13 protein-coding genes are annotated in these 14,494 nt (G+C 68.1%); 7 read left to right on the top strand and 6 right to left on the bottom strand.

Going from position 1 to position 14,494, the window contains the following annotated elements; all coding sequences use genetic code 11:
• Positions 1 to 1,195, top strand: a 1,195-nt coding sequence (locus tag ACQG3P_RS07400) for a virulence factor family protein (RefSeq protein WP_426804668.1), incomplete at its 5' end; no start/stop codon positions are given.
• Complete coding sequence (locus tag ACQG3P_RS07395) at positions 1,173 to 2,573, top strand: hypothetical protein (RefSeq protein WP_426804667.1); 1,401 nt, start codon at positions 1,173 to 1,175, stop codon at positions 2,571 to 2,573. The genes ACQG3P_RS07400 and ACQG3P_RS07395, both read left to right, overlap by 23 nt.
• 8 nt (positions 2,574 to 2,581) lie before the next feature.
• Here ACQG3P_RS07395 and mprF read toward each other — a convergent pair whose 3' ends face one another.
• Positions 2,582 to 5,140: a bifunctional lysylphosphatidylglycerol flippase/synthetase MprF gene (gene mprF / locus ACQG3P_RS07390; protein WP_426804666.1), complete on the bottom strand. Its 2,559-nt coding sequence runs from the start codon at positions 5,138 to 5,140 to the stop codon at positions 2,582 to 2,584.
• A 195-nt stretch (positions 5,141 to 5,335) separates the two neighbouring features.
• Here mprF and ACQG3P_RS07385 point away from each other — a divergent pair, with 195 nt between their 5' ends.
• Positions 5,336 to 5,683, top strand: a complete 348-nt coding sequence (locus ACQG3P_RS07385) for a RidA family protein (RefSeq protein WP_217537731.1) — start codon at positions 5,336 to 5,338, stop codon at positions 5,681 to 5,683.
• On the opposite strand, the gene rnfB is transcribed toward ACQG3P_RS07385, so the two are convergent.
• From rnfB to gloA2, 5 genes are all read right to left on the bottom strand, one after another.
• On the bottom strand, positions 5,664 to 6,092 hold the full coding sequence (gene rnfB, locus ACQG3P_RS07380) for an Rnf electron transport complex subunit RnfB (RefSeq protein WP_426804665.1): 429 nt from the start codon (positions 6,090 to 6,092) through the stop codon (positions 5,664 to 5,666). The genes ACQG3P_RS07385 and rnfB overlap by 20 nt on opposite strands.
• Before the next feature lie 25 nt (positions 6,093 to 6,117).
• A complete protein-coding gene (locus tag ACQG3P_RS07375) occupies positions 6,118 to 6,708 on the bottom strand; it encodes an HAD family hydrolase (protein WP_210130802.1) in 591 nt (196 codons plus the stop codon).
• A gap of 20 nt (positions 6,709 to 6,728) precedes the next feature.
• Entirely contained in the window at positions 6,729 to 8,807 is a 2,079-nt protein-coding gene (metG, locus tag ACQG3P_RS07370; protein ID WP_426804664.1) for a methionine--tRNA ligase, read from the bottom strand.
• Between the two features lie 123 nt (positions 8,808 to 8,930).
• Entirely contained in the window at positions 8,931 to 9,380 is a 450-nt protein-coding gene (locus tag ACQG3P_RS07365; protein WP_184126449.1) for a DUF2147 domain-containing protein, read from the bottom strand.
• Between the two features lie 109 nt (positions 9,381 to 9,489).
• On the bottom strand, positions 9,490 to 9,882 hold the full coding sequence (gene gloA2 / locus ACQG3P_RS07360) for an SMU1112c/YaeR family gloxylase I-like metalloprotein (RefSeq protein WP_426804663.1): 393 nt from the start codon (positions 9,880 to 9,882) through the stop codon (positions 9,490 to 9,492).
• A gap of 187 nt (positions 9,883 to 10,069) precedes the next feature.
• Between gloA2 and ACQG3P_RS07355 the strand changes: the two genes are divergently transcribed.
• The 4 genes from ACQG3P_RS07355 to ACQG3P_RS07340 all read left to right on the top strand — a co-directional run.
• Positions 10,070 to 10,747: a helix-turn-helix domain-containing protein gene (locus ACQG3P_RS07355; protein ID WP_426804662.1), complete on the top strand. Its 678-nt coding sequence runs from the start codon at positions 10,070 to 10,072 to the stop codon at positions 10,745 to 10,747.
• 3 nt (positions 10,748 to 10,750) lie between these two features.
• Complete coding sequence (gene sctC / locus ACQG3P_RS07350; RefSeq protein ID WP_320457455.1) at positions 10,751 to 12,439, top strand: type III secretion system outer membrane ring subunit SctC; 1,689 nt, start codon at positions 10,751 to 10,753, stop codon at positions 12,437 to 12,439.
• On the top strand, positions 12,420 to 13,547 hold the full coding sequence (sctW, locus tag ACQG3P_RS07345; RefSeq protein WP_426804661.1) for a type III secretion system gatekeeper subunit SctW: 1,128 nt from the start codon (positions 12,420 to 12,422) through the stop codon (positions 13,545 to 13,547). Before sctC ends, sctW begins: the two co-directional genes overlap by 20 nt.
• Positions 13,544 to 14,494 (top strand): FHIPEP family type III secretion protein (locus ACQG3P_RS07340; protein WP_426804660.1); only part of this gene is annotated, 951 nt, incomplete at its 3' end. The genes sctW and ACQG3P_RS07340, both read left to right, overlap by 4 nt.

The following is a 14,494-nucleotide window of genomic DNA, read 5'->3' as shown; positions in this document are numbered from 1 at the left end:
TGTCTGGTTCGATGGTGGCAGTGAACCCCAGCGCACGCGCGAGCGCATCGAGGCCCTGCGCGCGCAGGGCGCCCTGGTGGCCCAGGTCGATGTGGCCCGGCTGCGCACCGGTCTGGCCCACGAAGGGGGCGGCAAGTGCAGCTTTGGCGCAGGCGACGTGGAGAATTTCTCGCGCTGGTTCCAGGCGTACCTGCACGTGCCCGGTTACCACCTGCCGCTGATCGGCGGCGATGGCAGCGGCGCCGAGCTGGCCTATGCAGTGGCGGCGCAGGCCGATACGCAGGTCTTCGCCGGCTTGATCACCACCGGGTTCTGTCCCGACCAGGCGCGCGAGCGCGCGGTGTGCGGCGCCGGTGTCAGCCATGGCCGCCTGCAGCCGGCGGAGTTGGCGTTTCCGTGGCTGAACGCCGCCGGTGACCGCAAGTGCGCGGCAGGTGACGCCACAGCGTTCGTGCACAAGGTGGAGATGGGGCGGCAGTTCCAACGCACCGCGCGTGGCGATGACCTGCCAGGCCTGTTGGCGGCCGCCCAGGTCATCGGTGCGCAGAAGGGTGTCAGCCTGGCGCCGCCGCCGGATGGCCTCAACGGCTTGCCGGTCGTGGAAGTGCCCGCGCAGAAGGGCGGCGACACCCTGGCCATCTTCGTTTCCGGCGACGGCGGCTGGGCGGGGCTGGACAAGGATGTCGCCGCCGCGCTCAGCGAGAACGGCATTTCGGTGGTCGGCCTGGATTCGCTGCGCTATTTCTGGACGGCGCGCACGCCCGAAGGCTTCGCCCGCGATCTGGAACGCATCGCACGCCATTACGGCAGCCAGTGGCAGCGCAAGCGGCTGCTGCTGGTGGGCTTCTCGCAGGGCGCCGATGTCCTGCCGGCCGCCATCAACCAGCTCGACCCGGCCACGCGCGGGTCGATCGCATTGATCGGCCTGATGTCGGTAGGGCGCAAGGCGGATTACGAATTCCATGTCAGCAACTGGCTGGGCGGCGGCGCGGATGGCCTGCCCATTGCGCCTGAGATCGCCCGGTTGCCGGCGGACCGGACGGTGTGCCTGTACGGCGAGGACGATGGCGATGCACTGTGCCCGGAGCTGCCGAAGGGCGGCGCCACGGTGATTGCGCTGCCGGGCGACCACCATTTCAAGGGCGACTACGACCGCTTGGCAAAGACGCTGCTTGAGCACCTGCCGGCGCGTTGATGGTGCGGTCGAACCCCTGCAGGCGCCGGCGATGATCCCCAATGCGCCCATCGAACGGCGCTTGTACGCGCTGATGGCCGATGACCGCTCCGCGCCCCGGGCGGGAGATGGGTCTTCCGCGCAGAAGATGGCCGACGCCCTGTCGCTCTGGCGCGCGGGCGACCGTAATGCCTCCACCCGCGAGCAGTTCTGCGCAGGCTTGAAGGAAACGCTGGAGCGGTTGGTCAGGGACAATGACGTCGACCTGCGCAAGGCGATCCTGCAGCATCGTTTTCCCAAGGTGAAGGACTATCGCCTGCTTGTCGCTTCCCCGAAATGCGAGGCCGCGCTGCAGGCCGCGAAGAAGTTGAGGAACCTCGCGCATCCTGCGCGCATCGAGCGCGAACCGGATCCAGCCAGAAAGACACACCTGGAAGCGCTCGCCGCCGCCGTGGACGATGCCCGGGCAGGCAGGGGCGACTGGGCCAGGGTGACGGCCGGCGCCTGCGCGCTGGGCGAAAAAATCGCGGCCGACTTCGCGCCGCATGCGGACGTGCTGGCCGAAAAGCAGGAACTGGAACGGGACGCCAGCGTGATCGAATATCTGGCGCAGCGGGCACCGCATCAGTCCCGAAGCGGTGGCGGCGCGCGCGGGCGGGACGTGGAAGATCGCGTCGGCACCGCACTGACACAGCTCTGCAACGCAATGAACGAGGCGACCGCTTCCAGTGAGGATCCGGGCTATCGCATCGTCCGTGGTGCCAACGTCCCGCCTGCGCTGCGCCCGGCGGAGAGCAGGCACGTCAAGGGAGAGCTCGATTTCCTGCTGATGCACGGCAACGACGTGGTGCTGGTGGGTGAAACCAAGGCCGGTGGCGCGACCGCGATCGGCGCGGATTGCCTGAAGCTCCGCAACGCGGTGGTGGAAATGGCCGCCCGCGCGCAGCAGGACAGGGCGTACGCGTTCATCCTCGGCAGCGACAAGCGTTCGGCGGCGGCCGGCGAAAAGGGCAAGCCGCAGGTGCTGCAGGTCAGCGGTGAGTCGCTCCAGCGGCTGGCGGCAGCGCCAGGGGATGCGCCGGACGTGCAGCCCACCTGGCCTGCCAGCGCGCGTTACTTCCTGCCCGACGCGGTTACCGGCATCCCGCTGTCGCAGCGTGCAGTGGCCTACCTCACCTGGCGCCCGGCGAGCCTGGATTACGCGCAGGCCTTGTTCGACGGCGCGCAACCTTCCATCGAGGGACTCGAGTCCGTTTGGCGCGAACTGGGGGAAGACCCCAAGCTCGCGTGGATATGGGAGGAGCGTGCCTTGGCCGAGCAGGCGCTGAACGCCGTGCACGGCAGCGAGAGCATTGCCGGCTTCACTGCGGCGTTCGCGCAGATGAAGCCCGGGTCCTGACTGCGGCGTTACGTCTTACGCGGTGCCAGTGAGATCAACCGTGTCGCATCCAGCAGCGCCGCCGGCAGGTGCATGCCGCCCGGCGCCGCCAGATAACGTGCGCGCCACTGCGGCGCGAACTTGGATTTGAAGCGGCGCAGCCCGCTGAAGCCGTAGAAGCGCTCGCCGTGCCGTGCGACCACGTTGGCAAAGCGGTTCCAGCGGCCGGCCAGGCGGTGCTGGGCAAGCCCCGACAAGGGCGCCATGCCCAGCGAGAAACGGTGGAAGCCCTGCGCACGCCCCCACAGGAACAGTTCGATGAACAGGAAATCCATCGTGCCTTTCGGTGCATCGTCGACGTGCCGCATCAGGTCCACTGACAGCTCGTGCCCGGCCGGTGCCTGCCACAGGTTGGCGAAGGCGACGATGCGGCCCTCGGCCTCGACCACGGCCACCGGGAAGCGCACCAGGTAATCCGGATCGAAACTGCCCAGTGAGAAGCCTTTCTCGTCGCCGGCCTTGTCGTCCAGCCACTGCTGCGATACCGCGGCCAGCGCGGGAATCAACGCGGCAACCTCGCCGGGCGGTGCAACGCGGAAGCTGAGGCCGCCGCGCTTGCCCCGGTTCCAGGCCTGGCGCAGGTCGGCGCGTTCGCGTCCCTCCAGCCCGAAGTCCTGCAGCGGCACCATCGCTTCCTCGCCCAGTTTCACCAGGGTCAGCCCAAGGTCCAGATAGGTCTGCCAGTACGCTTCGCCGACCTGATAGAACACCGGGCGCAGGCCAAGGCGATCCGCCTCCTCGCGGAAGCGCCAGATCAAGGCGCGTGCGACGTCGGGGGGCCCGACCGGATCGCCCATCGCGATCAGCGAACCGCCGTAGCGCTGCATCATCACGAAGCCGCGCCCGGCATCGTCGCGCAGTACGGCCTTGTCGGCGGTGAGCACCAGGCAGGCCTGGGTGTCCTGCGCCGCCTGCAGGATCGGCGCCAGCGCGTCGAGCGTGGCCGGGTCGGCTGCCGGCAGGGGCGTGCGGGTGCTGTGCAGCAGCCGCGCCAGGCCGAAGATGGCCAACGCGATTGCCACCACCAGCAGTGCGCGCAACGCACGCGGTGCGTTGCCCTGCGCGGCGAACTGCCACCACAGCTCGTTCTGGTATTCGACATGGCTGTAGACGAAGAACAGCAGCCAGATCACCGCCACCAGCACCAGACCCAGGTTGCGGATCCACGGCCACGACCACGCTTCGTCGAGCAGCGCGCCCTGCCGGTAGAACTCGCGACGCGACGCCCACAGCGCCATCGCCACCAACACCGAGGCCAGCGCGATCAGCACCTGCCCGCCGCGCAGCCAGATCGGCAGCGGCGCGATCACGCAGATCGCCAATGCCAGCATCCAGGCCGCATGGCTGCGCCGCTGCAGACCCTGGCCGATCAGCAGCAGCACCACGCCGGCCAGGCTGCCGAGCAGGTGCGAGGTCTCCAGGATCGGCAGCGAAGCGTGCAGCAGGTGCCGGCGCGGGGTGGGCAGGGTGCCGTCGATCACCAGCGCGGCGCCCACGCTGAACACCGCCAGCGCGATGATCTGCGGCAGCCAGGGCCGCAGCGCGGTCCAACCCGCGCGGGTAGCGCCGGCACCCACGCGTAGCGGACGGCGAAGTGCCGGCGCCACGGCCAGCACGGTGGCCAGCAGCAACGGCAGCACGTAGTAGGTGACCCGATAGATCAGGGCCGCTGCAAGCACCGCAGCTGGCGCCACCTGCGGCAGCAGCTTGAGCAGGCTCCACTCGAACACCCCCAACCCGGCCGGCACGCTGGAAATCAGTCCGGCCAGCACGGCCACCAGATACAGGCCGACAAACCCGGGCAGCCCGGTCGGGGTATCCATCGGCAGCAGCACGTAGAACGCCGCGCTGGCCAGCACCAGCTCCACCACGCTGAGCGCGGTCACGCCCAGCATCGTGCGGCGATCGGGCAGCCACAGCGCGTGCCCGCGGATCTGGAAGCTGCGGCCCTCGCGCCCGACCAGCAGCACCGTGCCCACGTAGGCGAGCAGGCCTGCCGCGCCGAGCACGCGTACGGCCTGCGCCGACACGGGCAATGCGAGTGCGGCGGCGCCCGGTTCCAGCAGGAACGCCAGCGCCAACAGCAGCCAGGCGCCGAACACGAAACCCAGCGTGCTCATCAGTACCACCTGGCCGATCTCGGCCAGGCTCAGCCCGGCGCCGCCATAGCCGCGCAGGCGCACGGCACCGCCGGTCAGTGCCGCAAAGCCCAGCGTCTGCCCCAGGGTGTGGGCGAGGAAGGCAGTGATGCCCACCCGGGCCGGGTGCAGGCGCTTGCCGCTGCGGCGTAGGCCGATCGCGTCAAATCCGATCAGGCAGGCGTAGCTGGCCAGGCCCAGGATGACGGTCAGTGCGATCTGGCCAGCGCCCAGCTGGTGGAAGGCCTCACGGATGGCGCGATAGCCGTGGTCGTCGAATTCGTTGGCCAGGCCACGCAGGGCCAGCGCCAGGATGCCCAGGCTGAAGACGACGGTCGCCGCGCGGCGCCAGCCGACGCGGGACGAGGGGGCAGGTGCAGGATCGGTCATCGGTACAGCGTGCTCCGGGGCAGGCGATGGAGAGGTCAAAGCACGCCAGCGTGCTTCGCCGGCGCATCGTGCGCTTCCGCCGGGGACTTGCCAAGCCGGGTGGCTGTGCGCGCTGTGGCCGCTTGGATCGGCCGCAACGACAGCGTGACCCCGCTTCGGCGACAATGCCTGGACCATCACAGAGGAGCCATCGCCATGTTGGAACGTTTCGACGTCGGTCCGCGCATGTCCGAGATGACCGTGCACAACAAGGTCGCTTACCTGTCCGGGCAGATCCCCGAAGACACCAGCCAGGACATCACCGGCCAGACCCGGCAGGTGCTGGCCGAGATCGACAAGCTGCTGGCGCTGGTGGCCAGCGACAAGCAGCACGTGCTGCGCGCGGAGGTCTACCTGGCCGACATCGGCGATTTCGCCGGCATGAACGCGGCGTGGGACGAATGGGTGGTCAGCGGCATGACCCCGGCGCGTGCGACGGTGGAAGCCAAGCTGGCCGACCCGAGCTGGAAAGTGGAGATCGTGATTACGGCCGCGTTGCCGTAAGCACCAGTTCAATGCAGTCCACCGGACACGGTGGAATGCACAATTCGCAACCGGTACACAGATCGGCGATGACGGCGTGCATGTACTTGGCGCCGCCCACGATCGCATCCACCGGGCACGCCTGGATGCACTTGGTGCAGCCGATGCAGTCGGCCTCGATCACCCGCGCGACCTGCGCGGGCTTGTGCTCGCCGCGGCTGCGGTCGAACGGCAGCGCCGGCACTTCCAGCACGCGTGCCAGCGCGCGCGCGCCCTCATCACCCCCGGGCGGACAGTGGTCTACGCCTGCCTCGCCACGCGCCATCGCCTCGGCGTACGGACGGCAGCCGTCGTAACCGCACTGACCGCATTGGGTCTGCGGCAGCAGGCGGTCAAGGCGTTCGACCAGGGGTAGGGAAGGCGATGTCATGCGTGGCGTCGGCTGCGCGGGAGCTTCATTTCAGGGGCTTTCCGCGGTACCAGCGTTCCTGCGCCAATGCGAGCATCGGCCGGTCTTCGCGGCTGTCGCCGTACGCATGGATGCGCACGTAACGTGACAGGTCATAACGCGCACGGATGCGGTCGGCCTTGTGCGGCGCGCAGTCACCCTCGGCATAACGCCCGGTCAGGCGGCCGTCCTGGCTTTCCAGCCGGTTGCAGATCAGGTCCAGCCCCAGCGCCTCGCACCACGGTCGCAGGTACAGGTCCAGCGAACCGGACACGATCACCACCGTATGCCGCTGCTGCAGGTGCCAGCGGATCTGCTCCAGCATCTGCGGGCGCACCACCTCGGGCAGCACCTCGCGGGAGAACCCGGCTGCCAGGGTGGCGATATCGTCGGCGTGGCGGTCGCGCAGGGTCAACCGGGTCACGCGCGCACGGATGCGCTCGGCGGAAATCAACTTCAACCGATAGGCCAACAGCCACGGACCCACCTTCCACCACGCCTGGGCCAACTGCTCCGGCGTGGCCACCCGGCGCAGGAAACGCGCGTACGTATCGCAGTCGGTGACGGTGTGATCGAAGTCGACAAGGGCCAATTCCATCTACGCCCTCCCGGCAGGCATCAGCGAACCGGCATGCCCGGCAGCGCGCTGCTGTCGGCATCGAGCAGCGCCAACGCGCCACCGTCGAAGCCGGCCGACAGGATCATGCCTTCGCTCACGCCGAAGCGCATCTTGCGCGGGGCCAGGTTGGCGATGAACACCACGCTGCGGCCGACCAGCGCTTCGGGTTCGCCATAGCTGGCACGGATACCGGAGAAGATCTGGCGCTTGCCCAGCTCACCGGCATCCAGTTCGAAGCGCAGCAGCTTGTCCGAGCCTTCGACGAACTCGCAGGCCAGCACCTTGCCGATGCGCAGGTCCAGCTTGGCGAAATCCTCAATACCGATATACGCCGGGCCTTCCGCCGTCGCAGCGGGAGCGGCGGCCGGCGCGGCCGCAGGCGCCGCCGGCTTGGCGGGCTTGGCCGGGGCCGCAGGTGCGGGGGCGGCGAGAGTGTCTTTGGAAGCGTCGGTCATGGCGTCAATCATTTTCGGGTCGATACGGGTGAACAGCGGGCTGTACACGGCGATGGTGTGGGCCAGCAGCGGCGAGGCGATGTCGGTCCAGCGCAGCACCGGGGCGGCCAGGAATGTTTCGGCCTGCGCGGCAGTAGCCGGCAGCACCGGCTTGAGCGCGGTGACCAGCACGCGGAACAGGTTCAGGCCCTGGGTGCACACCGACTGCAGCTGCGCGTCGGCGCCCTCCTGCTTGGCGATCACCCACGGTTTCTGCTCGTCGATGTAACGGTTGGCCTCGTCGGCCAGCGCCATCGTCAGGCGCAGCGCGGCAGCCGGATCATTGCGCTCGTACGCCTCGCGCACCGGCGCCAGCGCGGCCACGAAGCGGTCGTACTGCGCAGCATCGGGCAGCGCGTCGGCCAGGCGGCCGTCGAAGCGCTTGCTGATGAAACCGGCGCAGCGGCTGGCCAGGTTGACGAACTTGCCCACCAGGTCGGCGTTGACCCGCGCGATGAAGTCGCCCAGGTTCAGGTCGAGATCGTCCACGCCACCCGACGACTTGGCCGCGAAGTAATAGCGCAGCGCTTCCGGCTCCAGCCCGGCATCCAGGAAGGTGCGGGCCATGACGAACGTACCGCGCGACTTGGACATCTTCGCGCCGTCCACGGTGAGGTAGCCGTTCACGTGCAGGCGGGTCGGCGCGCGGTGGCCGGTGCCGTGCAGCACCGCCGGCCAGAACAGGCCGTGGAAGTTGACGATGTCCTTGCCGATGAAGTGGTGCAGTTCGGTGCTGGTGCCGGCGCGCAAGTGCGCGTCGAAATCCTCGCCGTTCTTCGCGCACAGCGCCTGGAAGCTGGACAGGTAGCCGATCGGCGCATCCAGCCACACGTAGAAGTACTTGCCCGGGTGGCCCGGGATCTGGAAGCCGAAATAGGGCGCATCGCGGGAAATGTCCCACGCGCGCAGGCCGCCTTCGGCATTGAGCCACTCACCCAGCTTGGCCTTCACCCCGGGCAGGGCGACATCGCCGGCCAGCCATTCGCGCAGGAAGCTTTCGAACCGACCGACCTCGAAGAAGAAGTGCTCCGAATCGCGGATTTCCGGCGTGGCGCCGGAAATGACCGAGCGCGGGTCCTTCAGGTCGGTGGGGGCGTAGGTGGCGCCGCACACTTCGCAGTTGTCCCCGTACTGGTCAGGCGTGCCGCAGTTGGGGCAGATGCCCTTGATGTAGCGGTCGGGCAGGAACATGCCCTTGGCCGGGTCGTAGAACTGGGCCACGGAACGGCGCGTGATGTGGCCTTCCGTCTCGAGCTTGAGGTAGAACGCCTCGGTCAGGGCCTTGTTGCCGGCCGAGTTGGTCGAGTCGTAATGATCGAACGCAACGCCGAAGGCGGCGAAATCGCGCTCGTGGCTGGCCTGGATGTTGGCGATGAACGCTTCCGGGGTCACGCCGGCCTTTTCGGCCGCCAGCATGATCGGGGTGCCGTGGGTGTCGTCGGCGCATACGAACCAGGTCTTGCCGCCGCTCATTCGCCGCGCGCGCACCCAGATATCAGCCTGGATGTAGCCAACCAGATGGCCCAGGTGCAGCGGGCCGTTGGCGTAGGGCAGTGCGGTGGTGACAAGAGCGGTGCGGGTCATGATCTGCGCGGGTGCGGGGGGAACGCGGGATTATCGCATGCTCCCCGGAAAGACGAAGGGCCGGCGCGGTCATCCCGCGCCAGCCCCATGTCGTTGATCTGCCAGCGCTTTACGCGGCGGGATTTACTCGCGTACCCAGGTCTGGGCGCGGCAGATGAACGCCACGCAGCCGGACATGTCCAGCTTCTTGCCACCCGGCTGCAGCTCCAGCTTGGACTTGTAGGTCTTGCCGTTGGCCGGGTCCAGCACGGTGCCGCCGGACCAGTTGGTGGTGCTGCCCTTGTCCTGCTTCAGGTTCCACAGGATGGTCATGCCCTTTACCGGCTTGCCCTTGTTGGCGCCGCTGCAGTCGTCACAGACCGGGTTCGGGCCCTTGTCCGAGTGCAGTACTTCCACCACCTTTCCGCTCAACGTGCCATTGGTGGCCTGGGTGATCTCCACGATGGACTTCACCTTGCCGGTCTTGTCATCGATGGTCTTCCAGCGGCCTACCGCGCCGTCGGCCGCCGAGGCCGACATCGCGGCCATCACCAGCGGCAGTGCCAGCAGCAGGGTCTTGAAGGTCTTGCGCATGTTCCCCTCCCAGGGATGTACGTGAATGCCGGCGCGGGGCCGGGACAGCTGGACTGTATACCCATTCGCTCTGGTACGGAACGCATTCCGCCGGTCAGCCACAACGCATTCAGGTGGCTTCGTACAGCTCCAGCGGCAGCCCGTCGGGGTCGGCGAAGAAGGTGAAGCGCTGGCCGGTGTACTCGTCAACGCGGATCGGCTCGCAGGGCACGCCTTCGGCCGCGAGGCGTTCAATCATTGGCTCCAGTGCAGCCACCCGGAAGGCCAGGTGGCGCAGGCCCTGCGCCTCCGGGCGACTGGGCCGCGGCGGCGGCGACGGGAAGGAGAACAGCTCGAGCTGGCCACCGTCAGGCAGGGCCAGGTCCAGCTTCCACGAATCGCGCGCGGCGCGGTGGTGTTCGGCCTTGACCGTGAGGCCGAGCACGCGGACGTAGAAGTCGCGCGAACGGTCGTAATCGGCACAGATCAGAGCGACATGGTGGATGCCGAGCAGCGGTGTCATGGGATCGATTCCTGGTGGCGCATCGGCGCAACCGTCTGAGTGGGGTCGCTACAAATACCGCAACTCGCGCCGGCTTTCTAACTTCTTGTAGAGCCTTGCCCCCCGGCCGTCTCCAACATGCAGCCCTCATCGAGAAGGGCCGCAGACCGCGTCCCGCCTCGGCAAATGCCTGAACGGGAGTGGTCGGATGCACGTCATCGTCAATGCAGGGCAGGACCCCATCGACCTCACCGTCGCTGGGCAGGTCATTCAGCTTGCGCCCGGTGACCGCCTGCTGTTGGCCGGCGTGCCGCTGCCGCGCAACAGCGCGCTGAACGCCGTCGCGCTGGCCGGCAGTGGCATGGCACGGGCGCTGGCCCACTTCGACCATGCCAGCAACGTGCTGCGCCCGGCCGGTGAGCCGCAGCCGGTGTGCTGGGTGGCACAGGCCGCGCTGGAAGACCCCGATGTGGCGGCTGCCTGGCTGATTGACCAGCTCGCCCGCGGTGCCGGCCAGCCTGACGACGGCCAAGCAACCCAGCTGCTGCGCCACCTGGCGCGCAGCGAAAGCTACGGCCTGATGCGTTTCCTGCTGGACGAAGGCGGCGAAAACTCCGTGGCCGCCCTGGCCCAGCGCTATGGCCTGTCTTCGGCGCAGTTCCACCGGCGCTGCCGGCAGGTACTGGGCCGCCCGCTCAAGCGCGAGCTGCGCATCCAGCGCGCCGCGCGCGCGCTGCTGGCCTATCCCGGCCGCGCGCGCTCGTTCACCTACCTCGCCGCCGATCACGGCTACGCGTCGCTGTCGCACTTCTGCACCGACGTGAAATCGCTGATCGGTTGTTCGCCCCTTTCCGTCTACCGGGCCGTCTCGACGCCCAACGAGTGATCCATGCGTTCCCTGACGTTGTACTTGTTGTTGCTGACCGTTCCTTCCTTCGCCTTCGCACAGACCCCGCTGGAAGGCACCGCGATCCAGGATCGCGCCGACCTGCCGCATGCCTCCGGCTTCGTTTCCCGCGCCGACAGCGCCAGCCACCTGCTCAATGCCATCGGCGCGCGTGCTCGCCAGGCCGTGGTGATCAGCCCCAAGGCACTGAAGAAAAAGGTGAGCGGCAGCTTCGATCTGGCCCGCCCGCTCGACGTGCTGGCCAAGGTCTCCGCCGAACTGGGCCTGGTCTGGTACAGCGACGGCCAGTCCATCTACGTCTACGACGCCGACGAGCAGAAAAACGCCGTGGGCCGCCTGCGGCACACCTCCATCGCCACGTTGTCGGACTTTCTGCGCAAGGCGCGGTTGTCCGATACCCGCTACCCGGTGCGCGGCGGCGGCGCCGATGGCACCTTCTACGTGGCCGGCCCGCCGGTGTACGTGGACATCGTGATGAACGCGGCGCGCTATCTGGACGACCTGTATGAAGGCGCCGACGCCAGCCCGCACCACGTGGAAGTGATCAAGCTGGAGCACAGTTTCGTCAATGGTCGCCGCTACGGGATCCGCAGCACGGAAGTCGGCCTGCCGGGCATCGCTGAAGTGCTGGCCGGGGTGCTGCAGCTGGGCGACTTCGGCGCGGTGGTCAAGCAGCCGTCGCTGCCGGTCGACCCCTCCACCATCACCGAGGAACTACTCCCCGCCACCCCCGCGGCGCAGCCCGTGGCCCAGGTCGCCAGCACCGTGCCCAGTGGCCCGACCCCGGCAGTGGTGATGGCGTATTCGGAAACCAACAGCCTGATCGTGCGCGGCACGCTGGCGCAGATCGAACAGGTCAAGCGCCTGGTGGGCGAACTGGACGTGCCCCGCAAGCAGATCGAGATGTCGCTGTGGATCATCGACATCAAGAAGACCGAGCTGGACCGCCTTGGCGTGAACTGGAGCGGCGGCATCAACATCGGCAACCGCCTGGCGATCGGCATCAACCAGTCGCCCTCGGTGAGCACCCTCGATGGCAGCCGCTTCCTGGCCTCGGTCCAGGCCATGGCGAGCAAGGGTGACGCGCACATCATCTCGCGCCCGGTGCTGCTGACCCAGGAGAACATTCCGGCGTACTTCGACAGCAACCAGACCTTCTACACCCAGCTGGTGGGCGAGCGTGCGACCTCCCTGGAACAGGTGACCTACGGCACCCTGATCAGCGTGCGTCCCCGCATCTCCAGCGGCAACGACGTGGAAATGCAGCTGAAGATCGAGGACGGTGCCGCCGATGGCACCCGCTCGGTGGACGCACTGCCCCTGGTCAACCGTACCGTGATCGACACCGTGGCGCGGGTGCCGCAGGAGCTCAGCCTGCTGGTGGGTGGCTACACCCGCACGCAGGCCGACGACGGCTACAGCGGCATTCCCGGCCTGCGCCGCATTCCCGGCGTGGGCAAGCTGTTCGGTCACAACAGCCGTACGGCTGAAAGCCTGGTGCGCGTATTCCTGATCCAGCCGCGCCTGCTGACCGGCAGCGACCCGGTGGATGGCTACCGCATGCCCGAGGTGTATGGACCGGGGGTCGGCGACGACGTGCGTGACCAGATCCGCGCGCTGCACCCGCATCTGAAGTCGGTGGAGGGCGCGCATGGCACTGCCGGCCATTAATCGACCCGTCTCCGCGCCGCTGCCGGTGACGCCGCGGCAGGCAAGCACGCAGGGCGACCGTGATGACACCGCCAAGGACCTGCTGTCCGGTCTGGGCAAGCCATCCAGGCCCGGTTCGCTGGCCACGGCCATGTCCATGCAGGACGACCTGGCCGCGCTGGTAGCCTCGCTGCGCAATCGCCGGGACGGCCAACAGACCGGTGCCAGCGTGGAATCGCAGGCGTGGATCGACCATGTACTGGACGATGAGGTGCACGCCAAGGTCACGGACCTGCGCGCGCTGCTCGACGGCCTGCGCAGCCCCGTGCAGTTGCTGGCGCTGCTCCGGCAGCTGTTCCCCGATCCCAGCGACATGCTGGCGGTGCTGCGTTCGCTGATCGCCGATGACGAACTGGAGGAATTGCGCGAGCTGTTGCAGCAGTCGATGGAGCAGCTGCTCGCCGACGACGCAGCGCAGGGCAACGGCGCGGCTACGCGCGGTGGCCTGAACGTGGCGATCAAGGCGCGGCTGGCCGCGCGCGGCAGCCAGTTCTCGGCCCGCGCGCTGCGCCAGAGCTACCGCGACTTCATCGGCAACCACCAGGACTGCGTGGGCGAATACGCCGGCTGGATCGCGCTGTACGGATTCGAGCGGCGCGCGCAGGTGGTCGACTTCATGGAGCAGGCGCTCGGCGCGGACATGTACTCACTCGACCCCAGTGCCTCGCACCTGGAGTTCGGCCGGCTGCTGCGCCAGGTGCGCAACCTGGCCGTGCTGCGCTCGACCGACCACCTGCTGGTCCAGGAAGCCACCCGCGACCGGCTGCTGGCACGGCTGTCCACCACCGCCGAAGCGGTGGTCGGCGGGTTGCTGGATGTGGTGCGCGGCCTGCAGGACTGGGCCGGGCTGTTTGCCGGCCCCCTGGCCGATGCGCGGGTGGCGCTGTCGGCGCCCGAACGTGCGCGCCTGGTGCAGGCGCTGCGGCGCGCGCTGGGCGGTCTGCCTGATGCGGTATGGAGCGATGACCTCGCGCGTGAACGCGCGGCGCAGTCCCTGGAGAGGGTGGTGGTGGAAAGCATGAAACGCGAACGCTGGAGCGCCGGCCACGCCGGTGGGGTGGCCGTATGAACACGGTGACCCACAACCCCGCAGGCGGCTGGGGCCAGCGTGCCCGCGGCATCCTGCGCCCGGAACTGGCCCTGGTGGTGCTGATGGCCGTGATCGTGGCCATGCTGATCATCCCGCTGCCGACGATCCTGGTCGACCTGCTGATCGGCCTGAACATGGCCGTGGCCATCGTGATTTTCCTGAGCTCGTTCTACGTCGAGCGCATCCTCAACTTCTCCACGTTCCCCTCGGTACTGCTGTTCACCACGCTGATGCGGCTGGCGCTGTCGGTCAGCACCAGCCGGCTGATCCTGCTCGACGCCGATGCCGGCCACATCATCAGTGCCTTCGGCGATTTCGTGGTGGGCGACAACCTGGTGGTGGGTGCGGTGATCTTCGCCATCATCACCCTGGTCCAGTTCATCGTGATCACCAAGGGTTCCGAGCGTATCGGTGAAGTGGTGGCGCGCTTCTCGCTCGACGGCATGCCCGGCAAGCAGATGAGCATCGACGCGGACCTGCGCGCCGAAGCGATCACCTCGCAAGAAGCACAGCGCCGCCGCCGCGACGTGGAACGCGAAAGCCAGCTCTATGGCTCGTACGACGGTGCCATGAAGTTCGTGAAAGGCGATGCCATCGCCGGCATCGTGATCGTGTTCGTCAACCTGTTCGGTGGTATCGCCGTGGGCATGCTGCAGCATGGCATGGCGTTCTCGCAGGCGCTCAACACCTTCACCCTGCTGACCATCGGCGATGGCCTGGTCGCACAGATTCCCGCACTGCTGATCTGCATCAGCGCCGGTTTCATCGTCACCCGGGTCAGCGGCGAGAGCAACAACCTGGGCGCCAACATCCTGGGCGAACTGTTCAACAGCAACGTCGTACTCGGCACCGGCGCGGTACTGGTGCTGCTGCTGGGCCTGCTGCCCGGCTTCCCGCTGCCGGTGTTCGCCGGCCTGGCCGTGGGA

The sequence above is a fragment of the Stenotrophomonas sp. SrG genome, from assembly GCF_050031795.1.
GTDB classification, from domain to species: Bacteria; Pseudomonadota; Gammaproteobacteria; order Xanthomonadales; family Xanthomonadaceae; genus Stenotrophomonas; species Stenotrophomonas rhizophila_A.
The sequence above is the reverse complement of the archived record's forward strand: the minus strand, read 5'-3'. Positions and strand labels throughout refer to the sequence as shown.